This is a genomic window from Mesorhizobium sp. M0664 (genome assembly GCF_040320565.1).
In the GTDB taxonomy this organism is placed as follows: Bacteria; Pseudomonadota; Alphaproteobacteria; order Rhizobiales; family Rhizobiaceae; genus Mesorhizobium.
On the sequence record NZ_JAMYPW010000052.1, the window covers coordinates 1 to 20,049 of the forward strand.

Annotated in this window: 19 protein-coding genes; 9 read left to right on the forward strand and 10 right to left on the reverse strand. The window is 63.0% G+C overall.

What is annotated here, in order from left to right:
• Window positions 1-146: 146 nt before the first annotated feature.
• On the reverse strand, window positions 147-1,037 hold the full coding sequence (locus NKI39_RS29340; protein WP_352836186.1) for an SH3 domain-containing protein: 891 nt from the start codon (window positions 1,035-1,037) through the stop codon (window positions 147-149).
• A 263-nt stretch (window positions 1,038-1,300) separates the two neighbouring features.
• Between NKI39_RS29340 and NKI39_RS29345 the strand changes: the two genes are divergently transcribed.
• Window positions 1,301-3,736: a DNA/RNA non-specific endonuclease gene (locus NKI39_RS29345; RefSeq protein ID WP_352836188.1), complete on the forward strand. Its 2,436-nt coding sequence runs from the start codon at window positions 1,301-1,303 to the stop codon at window positions 3,734-3,736.
• A 106-nt stretch (window positions 3,737-3,842) separates the two neighbouring features.
• Here the strand turns inward: NKI39_RS29345 and NKI39_RS29350 are convergent, their stop codons facing one another.
• Together NKI39_RS29350 and NKI39_RS29355 are read right to left on the reverse strand one after the other, a co-directional pair.
• Window positions 3,843-4,589 (reverse strand): metallophosphoesterase family protein, encoded by a 747-nt coding sequence (locus tag NKI39_RS29350; protein WP_352836191.1) that lies wholly within the window; start codon window positions 4,587-4,589, stop codon window positions 3,843-3,845.
• Between the two features lie 94 nt (window positions 4,590-4,683).
• A complete protein-coding gene (locus NKI39_RS29355) occupies window positions 4,684-5,037 on the reverse strand; it encodes an ArsR/SmtB family transcription factor (protein WP_352541088.1) in 354 nt (117 codons plus the stop codon).
• 193 nt (window positions 5,038-5,230) lie between these two features.
• Here NKI39_RS29355 and NKI39_RS29360 point away from each other — a divergent pair, with 193 nt between their 5' ends.
• Window positions 5,231-6,409, forward strand: a complete 1,179-nt coding sequence (locus tag NKI39_RS29360) for an MFS transporter (protein WP_254820339.1) — start codon at window positions 5,231-5,233, stop codon at window positions 6,407-6,409.
• A 146-nt stretch (window positions 6,410-6,555) separates the two neighbouring features.
• The gene (locus NKI39_RS29365; protein ID WP_352836195.1) at window positions 6,556-6,723 is read left to right on the forward strand and encodes a hypothetical protein; all 168 of its coding nucleotides are present in this window, start codon (window positions 6,556-6,558) and stop codon (window positions 6,721-6,723) included.
• 18 nt (window positions 6,724-6,741) lie between these two features.
• On the opposite strand, the gene NKI39_RS29370 is transcribed toward NKI39_RS29365, so the two are convergent.
• The gene (locus NKI39_RS29370) at window positions 6,742-7,341 is read right to left on the reverse strand and encodes a LysE family translocator (protein ID WP_352683602.1); all 600 of its coding nucleotides are present in this window, start codon (window positions 7,339-7,341) and stop codon (window positions 6,742-6,744) included.
• Window positions 7,342-7,433: 92 nt separating this feature from the next.
• On the opposite strand from NKI39_RS29370, the gene NKI39_RS29375 reads away from it, so the two are divergent.
• A complete protein-coding gene (locus NKI39_RS29375; protein WP_352836197.1) occupies window positions 7,434-8,303 on the forward strand; it encodes a LysR family transcriptional regulator in 870 nt (289 codons plus the stop codon).
• A 53-nt stretch (window positions 8,304-8,356) separates the two neighbouring features.
• Here the strand turns inward: NKI39_RS29375 and NKI39_RS29380 are convergent, their stop codons facing one another.
• Together NKI39_RS29380 and NKI39_RS29385 are read right to left on the reverse strand one after the other, a co-directional pair.
• Window positions 8,357-9,010: a dihydrofolate reductase family protein gene (locus NKI39_RS29380; protein WP_352683606.1), complete on the reverse strand. Its 654-nt coding sequence runs from the start codon at window positions 9,008-9,010 to the stop codon at window positions 8,357-8,359.
• Window positions 9,011-9,161: 151 nt separating this feature from the next.
• Window positions 9,162-10,529, reverse strand: coding sequence for an Nramp family divalent metal transporter (locus NKI39_RS29385; RefSeq protein WP_352473938.1), 1,368 nt, complete (start codon window positions 10,527-10,529; stop codon window positions 9,162-9,164).
• Window positions 10,530-10,764: 235 nt separating this feature from the next.
• Between NKI39_RS29385 and mntR the strand changes: the two genes are divergently transcribed.
• From mntR to NKI39_RS29400, 3 genes are all read left to right on the forward strand, one after another.
• On the forward strand, window positions 10,765-11,220 hold the full coding sequence (mntR, locus tag NKI39_RS29390; RefSeq protein WP_023678308.1) for a manganese-binding transcriptional regulator MntR: 456 nt from the start codon (window positions 10,765-10,767) through the stop codon (window positions 11,218-11,220).
• Between the two features lie 223 nt (window positions 11,221-11,443).
• Complete coding sequence (gene ypfJ, locus NKI39_RS29395) at window positions 11,444-12,361, forward strand: KPN_02809 family neutral zinc metallopeptidase (RefSeq protein WP_352473939.1); 918 nt, start codon at window positions 11,444-11,446, stop codon at window positions 12,359-12,361.
• Window positions 12,362-12,511: 150 nt separating this feature from the next.
• Window positions 12,512-13,780 (forward strand): TCR/Tet family MFS transporter, encoded by a 1,269-nt coding sequence (locus tag NKI39_RS29400; RefSeq protein WP_352473940.1) that lies wholly within the window; start codon window positions 12,512-12,514, stop codon window positions 13,778-13,780.
• Between the two features lie 55 nt (window positions 13,781-13,835).
• Here the strand turns inward: NKI39_RS29400 and carA are convergent, their stop codons facing one another.
• A complete protein-coding gene (carA, locus tag NKI39_RS29405; protein WP_352836200.1) occupies window positions 13,836-15,053 on the reverse strand; it encodes a glutamine-hydrolyzing carbamoyl-phosphate synthase small subunit in 1,218 nt (405 codons plus the stop codon).
• Window positions 15,054-15,372: 319 nt separating this feature from the next.
• Between carA and NKI39_RS29410 the strand changes: the two genes are divergently transcribed.
• Both NKI39_RS29410 and NKI39_RS29415 read left to right on the forward strand, forming a co-directional pair.
• The gene (locus tag NKI39_RS29410) at window positions 15,373-15,822 is read left to right on the forward strand and encodes a GatB/YqeY domain-containing protein (RefSeq protein WP_352836203.1); all 450 of its coding nucleotides are present in this window, start codon (window positions 15,373-15,375) and stop codon (window positions 15,820-15,822) included.
• A 56-nt stretch (window positions 15,823-15,878) separates the two neighbouring features.
• A complete protein-coding gene (locus tag NKI39_RS29415) occupies window positions 15,879-16,436 on the forward strand; it encodes a GNAT family N-acetyltransferase (protein ID WP_352473942.1) in 558 nt (185 codons plus the stop codon).
• Between the two features lie 2 nt (window positions 16,437-16,438).
• Here the strand turns inward: NKI39_RS29415 and NKI39_RS29420 are convergent, their stop codons facing one another.
• From NKI39_RS29420 to NKI39_RS29430, 3 genes are all read right to left on the reverse strand, one after another.
• Entirely contained in the window at window positions 16,439-17,620 is a 1,182-nt protein-coding gene (locus tag NKI39_RS29420; protein WP_352473943.1) for an MFS transporter, read from the reverse strand.
• Window positions 17,621-17,747: 127 nt separating this feature from the next.
• On the reverse strand, window positions 17,748-17,957 hold the full coding sequence (locus NKI39_RS29425; RefSeq protein WP_292658743.1) for a DUF2061 domain-containing protein: 210 nt from the start codon (window positions 17,955-17,957) through the stop codon (window positions 17,748-17,750).
• A 132-nt stretch (window positions 17,958-18,089) separates the two neighbouring features.
• Window positions 18,090-19,754 (reverse strand): Na/Pi cotransporter family protein, encoded by a 1,665-nt coding sequence (locus tag NKI39_RS29430; RefSeq protein ID WP_352836206.1) that lies wholly within the window; start codon window positions 19,752-19,754, stop codon window positions 18,090-18,092.
• Between the last annotated feature and the right edge of the window lie 295 nt (window positions 19,755-20,049).

Genomic DNA, 20,049 nt, shown 5'->3' on the forward strand with positions numbered 1-20,049 from the left:
GGCTAGGAGGGCCTTATAGGGAAGAGTTTTGCCGGATGTAAGCCCCTAAACTGGCAGGCAGTAGGGCAGTAGGGCAGTAGGGCAGTAGGGCAGTAGGGCAGTAGGGCAGTAGGGCAGAGGTTCGAGCGCCCTTTAAACATATTGCCCTACTGCCCTACTGCCTTATTCCCCTTACCACTATCCCCCAACGCCAAAGCGTCCGTAATCTCGAAGCGTTCGGAAGCACCGACGCGGATCATGTTCAGGCTGCCCTCGCGGGTGAAGCGGAATTCGCCGGGTGCGTCCGCACCGGCCGGCTTGCCGGCCTCGAAGCTGATGATGCGCGTGCCGCCATCGGGCCAGGTCACGGTCACGTCGGTCTTGTCGCCGGTGCGCACCACGCCTGCCTTGCAGCTGGTCATCGGCTGGCCGAGATAGCGCGCACAGGGGATGGCGTTGCCGGCACCGGGTACCGGTGTCCCCGGCGGCTGAAGCCGCGCAACGGTCTGTGCGTCGGCCGGGGGCGCCGCGTTGGCCGCGCCGAAATTCTGGACGGGACCCACTGCCGCGGGCGGCGATCCATCAACCTGTCCAGTCGTGGGGTTTCCACCGGCCAGGGCCAGGCGGTAAGCATCCTCGATCGCCACCCTGCCGATCGCGTCAGGGGAATTCAGCGGCGTTTCGGGAGCGGTCGCGCCGAGGCGCGTTGTCAGGTCGGGCAGCGGCTGAGGCGCAGGGTTCTCCGCACTGGCCGCCACCTGCGGTGTCACTTGCCGGGGATTGATAGGGTCGAGGTAGCGTGCGGGCGCCCATCCGCTCATCTTCGGGTCATCAATGTCTTCAACCTTGCACCATTTGTAGCCGCTGACGTCGCCGCAGCCGAGATTTTTCACGCTCGAACCACTCGGCAGCCGCGCCTCGATCTTGCCCATGGCCGACGCCGTGGCGCGCACGTTCAGGAGGTCATCCGGAGCGAGACCCGTCACAATCGAGACGATGGGCTCCGGCTCCTGGCCGTTGGCCGGCAACTCCGCCAGCATCAGCGGAGCGGCGATCACCGCAAGCAGCGTCGTCGGGAGTGTTACTGTGCGCCTAATCATCTGCCATGGGCGGTAGGTTCAATTGCCGAATGCGCGGCCAGGCACGAAAGCGCCATCGCACGCCAGCCGGTTTTTATAGGCGACGAGACGGCGCTGTGTAAGCCCGAAACGGTGCCGCGTGTTGAATCGCGACCAGGCCACTTCCGTGAACTAACAGCCGGCAAAATATTGCACATTTCATGTAAATATGCACTCTCTCAAGTAAGGTTGAGGAGGGCAAGATGGTCGACCTTGAAATATTTGCGCAGGTGGAAAACATAGTTCGCCAGCGTATCAAGAAAACGCGCGCCGAGATTGAGGCTTCACTTGGTCACATCGCCAACGGCAATCCGCTGGCCGCCGAACAGACCCTCTCCAGGCGGCTCGACAGGTTGCAGGTAAAGGCATCGCTCAGCCGCACCGAAGCGGAGATGATATCGGCAGCGATCGACATGAGGTCTGCCGGGGAAAGGAAGGCCGCCGCCAAGCAGCCGGGGCCGGAGGCAATTCTCGGCCCAACGCTCGATTTCATCGGGGTCGCATTCCTCGAGCGTGGGCGCCGTGCTGCCGATGCGGTTGGCCGCGTTGCCTTTCTCAACGGCAATCCACAAGGATCGGGTTTTCTGGTCGGGCCAAGGCTGTTCCTCACAAACAACCATGTGATTTCGTCGCCGGCGGATTCCCGGCGCTTCCAGGTCCAGTTCGATTATGAGCAGGACGGTGCAAATGCCGTGCGTACGCCGACGACGTTCCTGTTCGATCCTGAATCCTGTTTCGTGAGCGATAGCATAGAGGGTCTGGACTATACGCTGATCGGGGTTGGCGAGCGGCGTTCCGGTCCAAAGGAACTGGGGGAGTTCGGTTTTATCTCGCTGTCGGATGCGCGCGACAAGCATATGCTCGGCGAAATCGCCAACATCGTCCAGCATCCCGATGGCCGCTTCAAGGAACTGGTGTTGCGTGAAAACCGGCTGGTGGCCCGCGACGAAACGGTACAAGTCCTGCACTATGTCGCCGACACCGAACAGGGTTCTTCCGGATCCCCGGTCTTCAACAATGAATGGGAACCTATCGCCCTGCACCATTGGGCCGGCCCGTTCCACGAGGTGACGGGCATAGGTGGCTATGCGCTTGCCCGCGAGATCAACGAAGGCATACGGATCAGCGCCATCGTTGACCATCTGGGTGCTAGAAAGTCCAAGCTGCCGGGCTCCTCGGCATCGGCGGTTTCGCAAGCCATGGCGATTTGGGCCGGCATGCCGCGCATGGTGGACGAGACAGTTCGGCTGAACGCCGATATTCGCGAAGATGTGCCGGACAAGCCGGTGCAGCGGCCGGAACCGGATCGCAATCCGCCGGCGACGAGACACAATGCCGATGGCTCGGTCACCTGGACTTTTCCCGTCGAGATAAATGTCCGGGCGCCGCTGATCGACGGAGGCGATGCGAGACGAAACGACGGCAAAGGCCCGGCAAGCGAACCCGGGAAGGTGGCCATCGCCGAGGCCGCGGGTTGGAAAACAGAGGATTTCGATGATCGTGGAGGGTATGAGCCCGGCTTCATACCGGGCTTTGTCCTGGCAATGCCGACGGTCGCCAATTCACCCTACCGGTTGGCCAAAAACCTTCTTGCCAAACCGGGAGAGGACCCACACGAATTGCGCTACCATCATTTTTCGATCTTGATGAACGCCGATCGCAGGCTTGCCTTCGTCACCGCCTGCAATATCGATGGATCCCGCACCAAGGCGGTCAATCGTGAGGACAAGACGGTCATCGACAACCCGTCGCTTCTCGAATTGGAGGTGGAGTCGATTTCCGGTTCGGAAGCCAGCGATGCTTTCCGGCCGGATCGGCGCATCGATCTTGGCGAGCAGATGAACCAGGAATTCTATTCGAGCCAGAATGTGCCTGGATTTCCCGTCGCAAAATCCAAGGAACGAATCGCTCGAATGTTCCAGAAGGGCCATATTACACTTCGCGGCGACCCCGCATGGGGCGTCGATCAGGAGGCGGTCGCGGCAGAACGCGACACGTTCGTTTATACCAATGCTGCGCCGCAAGTCGGCTTCTTCAATCAAGGAAGCTCGCTTAACCATCCCGGCTCCAAGGGGAAGTTGAGATGGCGCGCGGTAGAAACCTATGTGCTGCGCAACGCCTATACGACGCGAGGCCGTGTCACGGTGTTTGCCGGGCCAGTGTTCGGCGAGGACGATCCTCCCTACCGCTTCGACAGCCATGTCCCCCTGAAGTTCTGGAAGATCGCGCTGTGGTCCGATCAAGCTGGCCTGCGCGCCATCGCGCTGCTGGCGGACCAGAAGCCGGTTTTGGAAGTGATGCCCGAAGCGTTCGGCGAGCGTGCCGAGGCATTCGATGACCCGCTTGAAATTGCCAGGGTATCGGAGTTCCTTTCGACGGTGGCCGAGATTGAAGAGCTGACCGGCCTGAACTTTGGCCAGCAGGTGCGCGACGCCGACATTCGGGCCGGTTCCGAATCCGCCCCAGCACAGAGTTTCAACCCAACGCAACTGGCGCCCAAGACGTCACGGCCAAAGGCTTCGACGTCCAAGACTTCGACGTCCAAGACTTCGACGTCCAAGACTTCGGCGTCCAAGACTTCGGCGGCCAGCGCCCGACGTCCTGCCAAGCGATCGAAGCCATCGGCGTCTGACGACTGAAGCTTGGACCGGTCGCGACTTCTGCCGCTCGAAGGCGGTCAACCGTTCAGCTAGGCATGAGCAAGCTCAGCCTGGGATGAGCAGGCTCAGCCCGGGATGAGCAAGCTCAGCCCGGCATGAAGCCGGTGCGCAGCGCGTGAGCCCATTCGGGCCGTCCCGCCTGCTCGGCCTGGCGCGCCGCCGCCTCGTGGTCATAATCGACGGCGATGGCTTCGAAACGATCGGGATGCAAGTCGACGATGCCGTAGCGGGCGTGCGGCGAACCCTGTTCGGAGACATGCGCCGGCGGGGTTGAATCGTCATAGGCGGGGCAGCCGATGCTGCCCGGGTTGAAGATGACCGGACCGCCGGGAATGCGGACCAGCTCGCTGCGATGGCTGTGGCCGCAAAGCATGATGCGGCAGGCGGGATCGATCGCGCCGAGGCGCCGCTCGATTGCGACCAGCGGCGCGCGCACCAGCCGGCTGTCGACGATCGCGTCAGTCAGGTATTTTTCGTCGTGGTCGGGCCGGGCATGGAAGGCGAGTATGCCGGGCGCCACCTCCAGCGTGAGGGGCAGCGCGAACAGCGCCTCGCGCTGGCCTGCGGTCAGCCGTTCCTGCGCGTAGCGGTCGGACGGCCACATGGTCTCGTCGGCGGTGTCGCGGGCAACGCGGCGGTCGTGATTGCCGCGCACCGTCGGCAGGTCGAGCGTCTCGAGCCGCTCCATGGTCTCGCGCGGCCAGAGCGGGCCGGAAACGCAATCGCCGAGATTGACGATGAGGTCGGCGCCGCCGCGCTGCCGCAGATCATCGAGCACGGCGTCGAGCGCCAGGACATTGCCGTGGATGTCGGCGAGGACGGCAATGCGCATGGCAGGCTCCGTTAATTGGAATGGCTGGAGGGCGGGTGAAGCTACTTTGCTCGTCTCGCGAAGCGGGCGAGAGCGGAACCTAGCTTTGGGTCGTTCAGGCGCGGACTTCGATCTCTTGGCCGCCGACCGCCGGCAACGATGCGTCGCCGGCCGCGGCAATAACACTGTCGAGCAGGCCCGGGAAGCGGCGGTCGAGATCGTCACGGCGCAGCGTGATCAGCCGGCTGGTTCCAACCGCCTCGGTGCGGGTGACGCCGGCCTCACGCAACTTGGCCAAATGGTAGCTCAGATTGGTCTTCGAGCAGAGATCGAGGAACCGGCTGCAATTCAGCGGCACGCCCTCTTTGCTGGCGAGATAGCGCACGATGGCCAGTCGCGTCGGGTCGCCGAGCACGGCAAGCACGTTCGGCAGGCTGATCTGGTCGGCGGTGGGATGGGGCAAGGTCATGCCCAGGAATTAAGCACATTCGGAGCCGATTTCAACGCATCTCCTCTCGTGGCCAATGGACACATAGTTTCGTCCCGTCGCCCGGTCCTGACACCGGGCTGTCAGGATGGTTCGGCTATTTTGCAGCGGCTTTATTGACATCATGCCCTGTTATGTCCAATTGTTCAATAACCTTTGAACTAAGGAAATTGCCATGGATAAGCGCCTAATCTGGCTTGCGCTCGGATCGTTCACGATTTCGACCGAAGGTTTCGTCATCTCCAGCCTTTTGCCCGACATTGCAAAGGATGCCGCCATCTCCGTTCCGCTCGCCGGCACGCTGATCACCGCGTTTGCGCTCGCCTATGCGATCGGCACGCCGATCCTGGCAACGCTGACCGGCGAATGGGACCGGCGCCGCGTCATCCTGTGGACGCTGGTGTTCTTCGTGTTGGGCAACGTCGCCGCGGCGCTAAGCTCCTCCTTCGAATTGCTGTTGATCGCGCGCATCGTCATGGCGCTGTCGTCAGGCTTGTTCGCGGCGACCGCACAGGGAACGGCCGTTGCGCTTGTCGACGATCATCACCGCGCCCGAGCCATTGCCGTGGTCGTCGGCGGCACTACGGTTGCGGTCGCGGTCGGAGCACCGCTCGGCGCGCTCGTTGCGACGGTTGCCGGCTGGCGCGGCACCTTCTTTGCCATTGCCGGCCTTGGTGCGCTCGCCGGCGCGATCCTGTGGTACCGGCTGCCGCGCGGCATCGTCGGCACCAGGCTGCCGCTCCGGATGCGGCTGGCAGCGGCACTTCGCCCCGGCGTCATGCCTATCCTGGTGACGACCATCCTGGCGCTGATCGGCGCCTTCACCGTCTTTGCCTTTGTCGCGCCGCTCGCGATCGAAGGCGGCGGACTGAACCCGATCGCGCTTCCCGGAATGCTGCTCGCTTTCGGCGTTGGCGCGGTCATCGGCAATATCGGCGGCGGGCAGGCCGCCGACCGTTTCGGCGCGACGCGCACCGTCTGCTGGTCGCTGGCGCTGAGTGCCGCCATGCTGGTCACGTTTTCGCTGATCCCGATGTTCCTGCCGCGCGAGATCGCCGGGCCGGCGCTCATGGCCATGATGGTGCCGTGGGGCATCGTCGGCTGGGCGTTCCCGCCGGCGCAGGCCAGCCGTATCATCAAGCTGGCGCCCGATGCCGCGCCCATCGTGCTATCGCTGAACGCTTCGGCGCTCTATCTCGGCGTGGCACTGGGTGCCGTGGTCGGCGCCGCGGTGCTGCGCTATGGCGCACCGGCCGACCTCGGCGTGGTCGCGGCGGCATTCCCGATCATTGGTCTGGGCGTGGTACTGGCGGGCCATCTGGCGGCGCGCCCGGTGGCGATGCCGGCCGAGTAAGGCTGTCAGGGGAGCTTGGCTGCCGGCCGCCGATAATTCAACTCGCGGCCGGCGGTGCGTCAAAATCAAGCGCGGCGATTTCGTCCAGCGCCGAATTCTGGGAAGTTGCCGGAAGCGACCTCGCCGACGTTCCGCAAGAAATCGTCATGACCGCCGACGATCTGGTCGATGCAGCGCTGGTTGGCCTGGCAAAGGGTGAAGCATTCACGGCACCGGGTCTTGCCGATATTGCCGGGGGGTGCCTTTCTTCGCGTCCGCAAGGCTTCTTCGGCAGTCTTCTGGCGGGCAAGCCGGCGGCGCGTTACGCTGCCTGACATGGCTAAAGACTGACCTTACGCTGTCCGCCACATCGGAATGATCGAGGCGGCCAGCAGCAGGCCAAGGACGGCGTTGAGCATGCGCCACTGCCGCTCGGTTCGCAGCAACCGGGCGAGCAGCGTGCCCGCCACGCACCACGCCGCCAGCGAGAGGGCCGCCGCAAGGCCGAAGACCGTGCCGAGCAGCACGGCGAGCTGCAGCGGCCCGTTGGCGAGCGCGGCAAAGGATGCCGCCGCTCCCAGCCCCATGGCCCAGCCCTTTGGGTTCATCCATTGCAGGCCGGCGCCGCCCAAAAAGCTGTTCGGCTTTGCCATGGCCACGTCCAGATTGGGCGGACCGCTGCGGCCGATCTTGAGGGCAAGCCACGTCAGATAGAGGGTACCGGCCATTTTCATTGCCAGTTGCAGCGAAGGAGCGGCGGCCAGCAGACCGGCGAGCCCGGCAGCACCTGCCGCAGCCACCGTGGCCAGGCCGGCCGCACTCCCGGCCATCAGCGGGATAGAGCGGCGAAAGCCGAACTGCGCGCCGGACGCCGTCGACAAGGTCGTGGCCATGCCGGGCGTTGAGGTTGAGACCAGCGCGAACAGGACGAGGGGAAGGACAGGTTCAAACATGCTGCTTCCTTTGAAGCCTGCACGGTAGGCTGTTCGGCTCATCAGTAAATGCAATGTTTGCTATCACACGCATTAGCAAATATAATAGCCGGATGCTCCGCAACCTCGATACTGCCCTGGTCCGAACCTTCGTCACCGTTGCCGACAAGGCCAGCATGACGGCGGCGGCCAACGCGCTGCATTTGACGCAAGGTGCCGTCAGCCAGCAGATCAAGCGTTTGGAAGAGGTTCTCGGCTGCAGCCTGTTCGATCGCGATCGGCGCGGATTGCGATTGACCCGCTCCGGCGAGCGATTGTTCGGCAAGGGCAAGCGCCTGCTTTCCCTCAATGACGAGATCCTGGCGGAGATGGCGGGCGATGCGGTTGCCGGTCAGGTCCGGCTCGGGGTGCCGTACGACCTTGTCGGCACCTTGCTTGCGCCGGTGCTGAAGGCCTATGCCGAGGCCTATCCGCAGGTCGAGATCTCGCTTGTCTGTGCTTCGTCGCCAGAGTTGGCCGCAGCCTTGGCGACCGGCACGATAGAACTCGCGGTGATCGAGGAGCCGATCGGTCGGTCGGCCGGCGAATGCCTTGTTGTCGACCGGCTGGTCTGGGTCGGCGCCAAAGGCGGCGCCGCCCGCGGCAAGCGGCCCTTGCCGGTTTCGATGGTCGCCGAGACCTGTGCGTTCCGCCCGGTGGTGCTGGAGGCGCTTAAGGAGCATGGGCTGGAATGGCGCACCGTATTCGAAAACGGCAGCATTGACGCGACGACGGCGACAGTGCGTTCGGACTTGGCCGTCACCACCTGGTTGGCGTCGACCGTGCCTGTCGACCTCGACATTTTGGCCAACGATCCGGAGCTGCCGTCATTGCCGAATTTTTCGATCAATCTGCATTTGCCGAAGCACGACGTCGCGCCGGCTGCACTGGCATTCGCGGGCCACCTCCGCGATGGGTTGGCAGGGCGACGAGAGGCGGCTTAAAAACAGCAAAAAGGACGGCCAGTGTTCAGCCGTCCTTGATCGCCCTGCGGCATCTACTTCCAGTTCTTGCGCCGCTCGATCTCGGCTTCGGACGGCTGCTCCGTGGCAAATGACCCGGTCTTGATCTCGCCGGAGCGTTCATAGCTCGCCATGATGACACCGGTGGTCGATGCCTGCGAACGGGTCAGCTTGAAGGCGGCGGGTATTGTGCCGCTGCCGAACAGTTTTTTGCCCTTGCCCAGCACCAGCGGGAAAATCAGCAGGCTGATCTCGTCGATCAGGTCATTGGCGAGCAAGGTCTGGATCAGCTCGCTCGATCCCTGAATGAGCAGGTCGGGGCCGTCCTCCTGCTTCATCCGGCGCAACGTCGCCACGACATCGCTGCCGAGCGGCTGGCTGTTTTGCCAGGACAGCGAATCCGGCCTGTGCGTCGCCACATATTTGGTGACGGCGTTGAAGCTGTCGGCGATCGGATCATTTTTCTGATAAGGCCAGTGGGCGGCAAAGATGTCGTAAGTCTTGCGGCCGAGAAGCAGCGCGAACGGTTTTGAAAACGTCTCGCCCATCGCGGCGCCCATCACATCGTCCCAGTAATGAAACGTCCAGCCGCCGAATTTGAAGCCGCCGACAGGGTCCTCTTGCGGGCCGCCAGGCGCCTGCATGACGCCGTCGAGGCTGACGAATGTTGCGGCGATGATCTTCCTCATTGGAGCTCCCTTTCTCTGATCCGTGCCGTCATGGCCGGAGTTCGAGCCAAGGACGGGCGAACGGACATTTGTCCGACAGCGGCCGGCAAATTTCTAGGACCGGGGGCAGGTGACTGCCGACCTTATCGTCTCAGCTTGGAGCCGAGAACGCTCAGCCCAAGCCAACGACCGTATCGTAGAGCAGCTTGAAGTTGAGCACCAGGATGAGCGCGGCAACCACCCAGGCCAGCACGGCGACGGCGCGGGAAATGGCAAAATTGCCCATCTTGCGCTTGTCCGAGACGAACTGCACCAGCGGTACGACAGCGAAGGGGAGCTGCATCGACAGGATTACCTGGCTGAAGACCAGCAACTGACCGGTTCCCTTCTCGCCATAGAGCGCGGTGACCACCACCACCGGAATGATGGCGATGCCGCGCGTCAGCAGGCGGCGCGCCCATTGCGGGATGCGCAGCCGCAAGAACCCTTCCATCACGATCTGGCCGGCGAGCGTCGCCGTCACCGTCGAGTTCAGGCCGGAGGCGAGCAGCGCTACGGCAAACAGGATGGAAGCGATGCCGAGGCCAAGCAGCGGCGACAGAAGCTCGAAGGCCTGGCCGATCTCGGCAACGTCATGATGACCGGTGCCGTGGAACGCCACCGCCGACACGATCAGGATGGAAGCATTGACGAACAACGCCAGTATCAGCGCGATGGTCGAGTCGGTCGTCGCCCATTTGATGGCGTCGCGCTTGCCGCGATCGGTGCGCTCATAGGCGCGGGTCTGCACGATCGAGGAATGCAGATAGAGATTGTGCGGCATCACCGTGGCGCCGATGATGCCGATGGCGATGTAGAGCATGGCCGGATTGGTGACGATCTCGGACGACGGCACGAACATCGCATGCAGGATGGAGCCGACCGGCGGGGCGGCGGCAAAGATCTGGATGGCGAAGCAGCCGAAGATGATAATCAAAAGCGCTATGATGAAGGCCTCGAGGAAACGGAAGCCCTTGTTCATCAGCAGCAGCAGCAGGAAGGCATCAAGCGCGGTGATGATGGCGCCGCCTATCAGCGGAATGCCGAACAGCAGTTGCAAGGCGATCGCCGTGCCAATGACCTCGGCCAGGTCGCAGGCGATGATGGCCAGTTCGCAAGCGACCCAAAGCATGAAATTGACTGGTCGCGGATAATAGGCGCGGCACGCCTGCGCAAGGTCGCGGCCGGTGGCGATGCCGAGCCGGGCGGCGAGTGCCTGCAGCAGGATCGCCATCAGGTTCGACAACATGATGATGAAAAGCAGCGTGTAGCCGAATTGGGCCCCGCCGGCGAGGTCGGTCGCCCAATTGCCCGGATCCATATAGCCGACCGAAACCATGTAGCCCGGCCCCATGAAGGCGAACAGCCGGCGAAGCCAGATCCCCGAGTGCGGCACCGCGATCGTTGCGTTGACTTCGCGAAGGCTGGGCTGCTCGTCGTCCTCCGGGCGGGCAAATCGCCACATGGACCGGGGGGCTGAGGTGGCTTCGGCTTCCGACATGAAATGGCTTTCCACTGGAACGATCGATGTTGTCTCCTTATCTATGCCACGGCTGAACATTATGCAATATGCTATATTTCATTGTCTGAGCTTTTTCTTGTGGCCGCTTGGCGTGCGGCCTGAACGGCAGTGAACGCCGGTTGCGCCGGCCACCGAATGGAAATAAACGGCCAGAACCAATAGGGTTCCGTGTTATGACCGCAATGTCGATTCAAACTGCCGGGAGGAGCGCGTATTGGCGCTGAAGAAAAGACCGGTTCCTCGCGAAAAGCCGCTGCCTGACGCAGAAATCCACTCGGAAGGCTTCAGGCAGACGCGTGAAGCGCGCCGCAGCGCGCTGGTCGAGGATTATGTCGAGCTCATCGCCGACCTGATCGAGGATGGCAACGAGGCGCGCCAGGTCGATATCGCGGCACGGCTCGGCGTCGCTCAGCCGACGGTCGCGAAAATGCTGACGCGGCTGTGCGCCGACGGGCTGGTCTCCCGGAAGCCTTATCGCGGCGTGTTCCTGACCGATGCCGGCCGCAAGGTTGCGGAAGAGAGCCGCATTCGCCACCAGACGGTCGAGGCCTTCCTGCGCTCGCTCGGGGTCAGCGCCGAGACGGCGCGCATCGACGCCGAGGGCATCGAGCATCATGTCAGCGCCGAGACGCTCGAAGCCTTTCGCAAGGCAATAATCGCCGCCCGCTGAAAAGCACGGCCAGCGTATCTCTTCGCGCGACTCGCTTCCCACGAGCAGGGTGAACGGCACAGACCTTGCGATGTCTCGGCCAGAGCAGGCAAGCGTCAGCAAGCATTGCTTGTTCGCACGAAAAATACTGTGACTTGGCGTAACCGTTGAGATAATTGTTGTCGTGTCCGATCGAACCGGGACACGGCCCGATCGGCCGGAAAATTGCATCACGGGGGTTGCCATGCTCTGGAAGGGCCGTCGTCAGAGTGACAATGTCGAGGACGAGCGCGGCCAGAGCGGCGGGCTTGGCGGCGGGCCGGGGCAGTTTCGCATCCCGATCGGCGGTCGCGCGGGCGGCGGCGGCATGTCGGGCATTATCATCGTAGGGTTGATTTTCCTGGCAGGGTGGTATTTCGGCTTCGACCCGAGTCAGATCCTCGATAACAGCGGCTTGCAGCCCGGCGGCGGTCAGATCACCGACAATAGCGGTGCGCAAGGCGGCGGCACCGGTGCGCCCGCCTCCGACGAGATGAAGCAGTTCGTGTCGACTGTGCTGGCCGAGACCGAGGACACGTGGACCGGTATTTTTCAGTCCGAGGGCCTGACCTATCAAGATCCAAAACTGGTCCTGTTCAGCGGACGGATCGGCTCTGCTTGCGGCTCTGCCTCGTCAGCGGCCGGACCATTCTACTGTCCCAACGATCGCAAAGTCTATCTCGACACCACCTTCTTCCAGCAGCTCGATCAGCAGTTCGGTGCCTCGGGCGATTTCGCACAGGCCTATGTGATCGCGCATGAGGTCGGCCACCATGTGCAGAACCTCGTCGGCATCCTGCCCAAATTCAACCAGATGCGGCAGAGCATGGGCGAAGCGGACGCCAACCACATGTCGGTGCAGGTCGAGTTGCAGGCCGACTGCTTTGCCGGCATCTGGGCGCATTTCACCGGTCAGAAAGGCATCTTGGAACAGGGCGACATGGCGGAGGCACTGAACGCCGCCAAGCAGATCGGCGACGACACGCTGCAGAAGAAGATGCAGGGCTACGTCGTGCCGGAAAGCTTCAACCACGGCACGTCGCAGCAGCGGCAGACCTGGCTGGCGCGAGGCTTCCAGAACGGCAAGCTTTCGGACTGCGACACGTTCAACAACCCGATCTGAGCCGACGGTTTTCTCGTAATCCGAGAGACTGGATCGCAGTCAGGGGATGTCAGGATGAAAGCACTCTGCCCGTTCCCTCATTGTTCCCAGCGATGTGCTCGCCTATAAGATGTGTTCCCGTTAGCTTGGGCGGCCCGAGGAGATACCATCATGATAGACCCCAAAACCGCCAGGCGGGGCCTTGCGCTTGTTTTCACCACCCTCCTGCTCGACATCATTGGCTTCGGCATCATTATGCCGGTGCTGCCGGCCTATCTCAGGGAATTGACCGGCGTCGGCATCAGCGAGGCGGCTATCGAGGGCGGCTGGCTGTTCTTCGTCTATGCGGCGATGCAGTTCGTTTTCGCACCAGTGATGGGCGGGTTGAGCGACCGGTTCGGGCGGCGGCCTATCCTGCTTGCCTCGGTGCTGACGTTCGCTATCGACAATCTGATCTGCGCTATCGCCTGGTCCTATCCGATGCTGTTCATCGGCCGCGTGCTGGCCGGCATTTCCGGCGCCAGTTATTCCACGACATCGGCATTCATTGCCGATATCTCGACCGACGAAAATCGTGCGAAGAATTTCGGGCTGCTCGGCATTGCTTTCGGCGTCGGCTTCGTCATCGGGCCGGTTCTGGGCGGGTTGCTCGGCACGTTCGGGCCGCGTGTGCCGTTCTATTTCGCTGCCGGGCTTGCTTTCGCAAACTTTCTGATCGCGCTGTTTCTGTTGCCGGAAACACTTGATAACAAGCACCGTCGCCGCTTCGAGTGGAAACGCGCGAACCCGGTCGGCACGCTCGTCCAGATGCGCAACTACGAAGGTATCGGCTGGATCGGACTTGTCTTCTTTCTGATGACGCTGGGGCACATGATGTATCCTGCGGTCTGGTCGTTCGTCTCCAGTTATCGCTATGGCTGGAGCGAACAACAGATCGGCTTCTCGCTCGGCGCTTTCGGCCTGTGCGGGGCGATCGTCATGGCGACAGTCCTGCCGCGCGTGATCCCTAAGCTCGGCGAGTGGAAGACGGCGGTAATCGGTCTGGCATTTACCGCACTCAGCGCCTTCGGCTACGCCTTCGCGTCACAAGGCTGGATGATCTATGCAGTGATCGTCGTCGGATGTCTCGAGGCGTTGGCCGACCCGCCGCTCAGAAGCCTGGCGGCCGCCAAGGTGCCACCCTCCGCCCAGGGCGAACTCCAGGGCGCGATGACCTCGATCTTCTCGATCACCTCGATCATCACACCGCTGCTTTATACGGCGATCTTTTCCTGGTTCACGGGCCCGAACGCGCCCGTGGTTTTCGGCGGTGCCCCGTATCTGCTCGGCGCGATTTTCCTCACGCTGGCGCTCGTCGTCTTCGTCACCAGGGTGGCCAAGCCGACGCCGAAGGAAGTCAAACGCATGCACGCGCGGGAAGCCGTGACGGACGGGGCTTGATCGGCGCCGGGAGCCCGGCCGGCGCCGTCAGTCAAATCCGTTTTTACGCAATGCGCTAAAGACGCTCGGCCAGTGCCGGCTCGCCGCGCTTTTCGCGGATCAAGTTGACGAAGCGGCGAAACAGATAGTGCGAATCCTGCGGGCCGGGCGAGGCTTCGGGATGATGCTGGACCGAGAAGACCGGTCTGCCGGTGAGCGCAATGCCGCAATTCGAACCGTCGAACAGCGAGACATGGGTTTCCTCGACGCCGCTCGGCAATGAGTCGGCGTCGACGGCAAAGCCATGGTTCATCGAGACGATCTCGACCTTGCCGGTGGTGTGGTCCTTGACGGGATGATTGGCGCCGTGGTGGCCCTGATGCATTTTTGCGGTCTTGCCGCCCAGCGCCAGCGCCAGCATCTGGTGGCCGAGGCAGATGCCGAAAAGCGGGATTTCGGTCTTCAACAGATCCTGGATGACCGGAACGGCGTAGTCGCCGGTGGCTTCCGGATCGCCAGGGCCGTTGGATAGAAAAATGCCGTCGGGCCGCATCGCCAGGATCTCCTCGGCGCCGGTTTTTGCCGGCACCACGGTGACCTTGGCGCCGAGACCGGCCAGCAGGCGCAATATGTTGCGTTTGACGCCGTAGTCGACGGCAACGACGTGCATCGACGGATCAGCCTGTTCGCCAAAGCCCTCGTTCCAGACCCAGGGCGTCTCGCGCCAGACTGATGACTGGCCGGAGGTCACCTCCTTGGCGAGATCAAGCCCGATAAGCCCTGACCATGCGGCGGCGCGGCGCTTGAGGTCATCGACGTCGAAGATACCGTCGGGCGCGTGCGCGATGACGGCATTGGGCATGCCCTTTTCGCGGATCAGCGCGGTCAGCGCCCGCGTGTCGATGCCCGAAAGTGCGACGATGCCGCGCTTCTTCAGCCACTGGTCGAGACCGGTTCCGGCCCGGTAATTCGACGGGTTGGTGACATCGGCCTTGAACACGGCGCCGACGGCGCCGGCGCGGGCCAGCGGGTTGAGGTCCTCGATGTCTTCGTCATTGGTGCCGATATTGCCGATATGCGGAAAGGTGAAAGTGACGATCTGGCCGGCATAGGATGGGTCGGTGAGTATCTCCTGGTAGCCGGTCAGCGCGGTGTTGAAGCAGACCTCGGCGACGGCGGAGCCGGTGGCGCCCAGACCGCGGCCCTCTATGACAGTGCCGTCGGCCAGCACCAGCAGGGCTGTCGGCCTCTCGCTGGCCCAAGGGGGGGTCGACGCGGCTGTCATCGTTGCCATGGCGGCACTCCTAAAGGTTGCGCCCTCAGTCGGCGCAACAAAAGGCGCGAAGCGGCGATCTCACAGCCTCGGCGCGCTAAGTTTTCACTTGTGCCTGTCGTTGCCCAAAACCGCTACGCATTTTTGGGCGACGTGCACTAGAATTCAATTCATGCAAGGCCCAGTACATAGGGGAAGGCGCCAAGGCGGTCAATGATGCCGCGCCGTGCGAGCCTAGATTTATTTCGTCGAATAATATCAGCGGTTTGCCGGACGCTATCGAGTTTGCCTTGAGCTATCGGCACGACTATTGTCCGCCGCATTCGAAGGAGAAAGCACCATGCGAGGCAAAGTCGCCGAATCCCTGAAGAGCGCGATGAAGTCGCAGGACAAGCGGCGGCTGCCGACATTGCGGCTGATCCAGGCGGCCATCCATGATCGCGACATCGCCAATCGCGGCGCCGGCAAGGAGCCGGCGAGCGATGACGAGATCCTGCAGATCCTGGCCAAGATGGTGAAGCAGCGCGAGGAATCGGCCAAGGCGTTCGATGACGGCAAGCGGCCGGAGCTTGCAGCGCAGGAGCGCGACGAGATGGCCATCATCCGCGACTTCCTGCCGACGCAACTGGGTCAGGCCGAGACGGAAAGCGCCGTCCGTTCCGCCATCGCCGAGACCGGTGCCAGCGGCGTCAAGGATATGGGCAAGGTGATGGCGGCGCTCAAGCAAAAATACGCCGGCCAGATGGATTTCTCCAAGGCGAGCGGCATCGTCAAGAGCCTGCTGCAGTAAGCCGCCGAAGGCCCTTGCCGTCGCGCCCGCAATCCGGCAGCCAAAAGCCCGCGCCCGTGATCGAACTCGTCAAACCGGCGTTTGAACACCTGCCGTCCTACAAGGCGGCCCTCGAGCGCGGCTGGTCGCCGGACAATGTGCGGCTGCTCGACGCGACGCGCGAGCAGCTTGCGGCTATCGAAAAGGATCCAGCGACTTTCCTTGGCGATCTCGACGATTCCGATGGCAAGGGACCGCCGATCACCTTGCCCGACGGTTCGACGGTGCCGCGGCTGCCCGGATTCCGGCGCTGGATCTGGGACGGGGAAGTCGCAGGCTCAATCGGCCTGCGCTGGCAGCACGGCACCGCGTCGCTGCCGTCGCATGTGCTCGGCCACATCGGCTATGCGGTGGTGCCGTGGAAACGGGGACGCGGCTATGCGACCGAGGCGCTGCGGCTGATGCTGGTGGAGGCGAGGGCGGTTGGCCTGCCCTTCGTCGAAATCACCTGCAAGCCTCACAATGTGCCCTCGCAGAAGGTCGTTCTGGCCAATGGCGGCCGGCTCGTCGGGCGTTTCTTCGAGGACGCCGCCTATGGCGGCGCGGAAAGCCTGCGCTACCGGATCGATCTGTAGCCCTATTCGGCGGCAGCCGGCAGCGGCGGCGCAGCCCGGCTGCGCCATTCCCAGACATGCGAGGCAAGCGCAACCGCGACGGCGACCAGCATGGCGATCGCGCCAACCACCGGCAGGCTGCGATAGCCATAGCCGGCATTGAGCATCGCCGCGCCGAGCGATGCGGCGAGCGCGATGCCGACATTGAAGCCCGACGGGATGAGCGACGAGGCAAGGTTGGAGGCGTCCGCGGTCCAGGTCAGGATGCGGGTCTGGATCGGAGTGCCGATGGCAAAGTTGAGGCCGCCCCAGACGAAGATCGCTATCACCATCGGCAGCGGGTAAGGGCCGACAGCGTAGATCAAGGCGAGCATTGCCGCCTGTAGGAAAAGCATGGCGATAAGCGACGGCATCAGCTTCCAGTCGGCGAGCCGCCCGCCGACAAAGACGCCGATCGTTGCGCCGACCCCGTTGAGCAAGAGCACCCAAGGTATCCATTTCTCGTCGAGGCCGGTGACCTCAAGCAGCGTCGGCGTGATGTAGGTGAACAGGCCGAACTGGCCGATCATCAGCATCAGCATAATAATGAGCGAGGTCCAGACCTGCTGGCGTGCGAGCACACGGACCTCGCTTCCAAGGCTCGCCGACGGGCTCGACGATCCCGTCTTGCGCGGCAGCAGGGCGCCGACTGCCGTGAAGGCCACCACACCGAGCGCGCACATCACCCAGAATGTCGCACGCCATCCCCAGATGTTGCCGATTGCCGTGCCGGCCGGAACGCCGATTACGTTCGATACGGTGAGGCCGGACAGGATCAGCGCCACCGCCATGCCGCGCTGGTCTTCGCGCACGAGGCCGACGGCCACCACCATGGCAACGCCGAAATAGGCGCCATGCGCGACGGCCACCGCTATCCGCAACAGCAGCATCGAGGCGAAGTCGGGCGCCAGCGCACAGGCGGCCTGGCCGATGGTGAAGGCTGCAGTCAGTCCAAGCAGCAGGGCCTTGCGGGAGAAGCTTTTGGTGGCGAGCGCCAGCAGCGGGCCGCCGACTGCAATGCCGCCGGCATAGCCGGAAACGAGATAGCCGGCGGTCGGGATCGCAACACCAAGGCCCTCCGCCACCTGCGGCAGCACGCCGGCGATGACGAATTCGGTAGTGCCGAAGGCGAAGGCGGCAATGAACAGGGCAATGAGGGGGAGCATGGCGGAAAGGCGATCCTCAGATAAGGTCGCCTCAAACCACGGATGAGGGCAGCGGGCAATCCAGAAATTGTCGACGCCGCTTTAGCTTTTCTTGATCGCCGGTCAGGCGTCCGCGCGGAGGCAAGAGCTAGGCGGCTGCCTTCCTCCCGTAAGGAATTTTCAGCCACGCACGTTCGTGAAGGTAGTAGAGCAGCGACTTGGTGACGACCTCGGTCAGGCCGATGGCAGCGGCGAGCTTGATGCTTCCGGTCACGACGAGCGAAATGATCATCGTATCGATGGTGCCGGTGATGCGCCAGGAAAGCGCTTTGGCGAAGCTGCGAGAATGGGTGTCCATCGACTTTCCTTCCGGTAGATGCGGCGATCTTTAGCCGACAGACAGGAGGTGGCGCAAAGATAATTTCTGCGCATTGGCCCACAGCAATTTTCATAGGCGATGTTCTGAAGCTTCCCGGCCTGTGGATGCAATCTATCCGGCCTTCAGCCGCGAACCGGTGAGCAGGCCGCGCTCTTCAAGAACGGGATAGGCCATCGAGGCGAGCAGCGAGTTGATCTGCTTGAGGTCGCGAATGGTGTCGAGATGGATCGAACTGGTCTCGACGCTCTTGGGGGTGCCGTCGCGCAGCCGCACGAAATGGCTCTGGCTGGTTTCCTTCTCGCGGTCGCGCAGCCGGTCCTTTTCCAGCACCAACTGGCGAGCGGTCTCCGGATCGCGGGACACCAGCACGTTGAAGGCAAGCCTGGCATTGGCAAGCACCAAGGCATGGAAGGCGCAAAGCTCACGCCAGCCTTCCGGCGTGAACTCCAGCCCACGCTCGAATTTCTTCTTCACGTGGACCAGCATGTTGCGCACGATGATGTCGCCGACCTGCTCCAGCTTGACGCAGGCGCCGATCAGTTCCTGGCAACGCAGCGCCTCGTCCTCGCTCAGCGGGTTCTTGGTGACCCTGGCCAGATAGAGCTTGATCGCAGCGTGCTTCCTGTCGACACGGTCGTCGAGTGCGGCCAGCGCGCCGATCTTGTCGGCATCGGCGCTCTCATAGAGCTCGATGATCCGTTTCAGCATGATCTCGACCGTTTCGCAGACCCGCACCACCTCGCGGGTGGCGTTGGCCAATGCCTGGCTCGGCACGTCGAGCGCACTTTCGTTGAGCGCCGAAAGCTCGACGACGTCGAGCGCGTTGGCGGCCTGGGGCTTGGTGCCCAACGCCACGATCCTTTCCGAGGCGCGATAGACCAGGCTCGCCAGCGGTAGGCCGGCGATCAGGATCAGGATGTTGAAGACAATGTGGGCATTGACGATCTGCTCGGGCACCGTGTTGCCCGAGAAGGCGACCGGCGGTTTGAACGTCAGGAACAGGATCAGCATGATCAGCGAACCCATGCCGCGCATCAGGAGATTGCCGATCGGCACGATACGAACGCCGGGTTCTGCGTTGCGGGTTAGAAGCGGCGCGATGATCGAAGAGCCGAGATTGACACCCAGCACCAGCACGATACCGAGTTCGGGCGGGATGAAGCCGCGGCCGGCCAGCGTCACCATCAGCAGCACCGCGGCGATCGAGGAATGGAACAGCCAGGTGATCACCGCCGCCAGAAGATAGGCGGTGACCGGATCGCCGGAGAAGTAATCGACGATGAGCGGCATCAGCGTGCTCTGGCGCAGCGGCTCCGACGCCTGGCCGATCATCTCCAGCGACAGAAGCAGCAGGCCGATGCCGACCAGGATGCGGCCGAACTGGCGCCAGTCGCGCCGCTCGGTGGCCATGAACATGACGGTGCCGGCGACCAGGCAGATCGGCACCAGCAGCGACAGATCGAAGGTGAGCAGCTTGACCACGAGTGCCGAGCCGATCTCGGCGCCGCGCACCGCAAGCTGGCCCGACATGCCGCTGACAATACCGGAGCCGGCGAACGAGCCGACCAGCAAGGTGACGGCGGTCGAGCTTTGCAGCGCGACAGCCAGGCCGCAGCCGGCCAGAACCGCCATGAACGGATTGCGCATTGTGGCGCGCAGTTTGTGGCGCAGCACATCGCCATAGGCGCGCTCGACGCCGGTCTTCACCAGACGGGTGGCAAACAGCATCAGTGCGACCGCACCGGCCAGGTGCAGCAAGACGACCGAGCCACTCATGCCAGGCCCCGCAACGCGACAGGTGCCAGCGACGCGGGCGCGGTGAAGTCAAAGAGGCAAAAGTGGGCGCGAATCGTGGACATTGCAGAGGTTGATATTACTCCGATTTATTTTAGCCGAATAATAAATTTTGCCCGGTTCGGACGCGTGTTGCCACGCGACGGGGCGTGTCGGAAATGGATGGCTGACAAAATGGTTGCATAGCCTGCGGAGTTGCGGCGGGTCATGCGTCCATTCTCGGACGCCCGCTTTAAAGATAGCGCTGAATTAGTCGTTATAAAGGTAAGAAATCATT

What these genes read in the sequence shown, in the direction of transcription:
- NKI39_RS29425 (WP_292658743.1), bottom strand. Translation starts at nt 17,957, where the DNA reads ATGGACACCCATTCTCGCAGCTTCGCCAAAGCGCTTTCCTGGCGCATC.
- NKI39_RS29400 (WP_352473940.1), top strand. Translation starts at nt 12,512, where the DNA reads ATGATAGACCCCAAAACCGCCAGGCGGGGCCTTGCGCTTGTTTTCACC.
- NKI39_RS29365 (WP_352836195.1), top strand. Translation starts at nt 6,556, where the DNA reads ATGACCGCCGACGATCTGGTCGATGCAGCGCTGGTTGGCCTGGCAAAG.
- NKI39_RS29350 (WP_352836191.1), bottom strand. Translation starts at nt 4,589, where the DNA reads ATGCGCATTGCCGTCCTCGCCGACATCCACGGCAATGTCCTGGCGCTC.
- NKI39_RS29375 (WP_352836197.1), top strand. Translation starts at nt 7,434, where the DNA reads ATGCTCCGCAACCTCGATACTGCCCTGGTCCGAACCTTCGTCACCGTT.
- NKI39_RS29380 (WP_352683606.1), bottom strand. Translation starts at nt 9,010, where the DNA reads ATGAGGAAGATCATCGCCGCAACATTCGTCAGCCTCGACGGCGTCATG.
- carA (WP_352836200.1), bottom strand. Translation starts at nt 15,053, where the DNA reads ATGGCAACGATGACAGCCGCGTCGACCCCCCCTTGGGCCAGCGAGAGG.
- NKI39_RS29430 (WP_352836206.1), bottom strand. Translation starts at nt 19,754, where the DNA reads ATGAGTGGCTCGGTCGTCTTGCTGCACCTGGCCGGTGCGGTCGCACTG.
- NKI39_RS29355 (WP_352541088.1), bottom strand. Translation starts at nt 5,037, where the DNA reads ATGACCTTGCCCCATCCCACCGCCGACCAGATCAGCCTGCCGAACGTG.
- NKI39_RS29410 (WP_352836203.1), top strand. Translation starts at nt 15,373, where the DNA reads ATGCGAGGCAAAGTCGCCGAATCCCTGAAGAGCGCGATGAAGTCGCAG.
- NKI39_RS29420 (WP_352473943.1), bottom strand. Translation starts at nt 17,620, where the DNA reads ATGCTCCCCCTCATTGCCCTGTTCATTGCCGCCTTCGCCTTCGGCACT.
- NKI39_RS29360 (WP_254820339.1), top strand. Translation starts at nt 5,231, where the DNA reads ATGGATAAGCGCCTAATCTGGCTTGCGCTCGGATCGTTCACGATTTCG.
- ypfJ (WP_352473939.1), top strand. Translation starts at nt 11,444, where the DNA reads ATGCTCTGGAAGGGCCGTCGTCAGAGTGACAATGTCGAGGACGAGCGC.
- NKI39_RS29345 (WP_352836188.1), top strand. Translation starts at nt 1,301, where the DNA reads ATGGTCGACCTTGAAATATTTGCGCAGGTGGAAAACATAGTTCGCCAG.
- NKI39_RS29385 (WP_352473938.1), bottom strand. Translation starts at nt 10,529, where the DNA reads ATGTCGGAAGCCGAAGCCACCTCAGCCCCCCGGTCCATGTGGCGATTT.
- NKI39_RS29370 (WP_352683602.1), bottom strand. Translation starts at nt 7,341, where the DNA reads ATGTTTGAACCTGTCCTTCCCCTCGTCCTGTTCGCGCTGGTCTCAACC.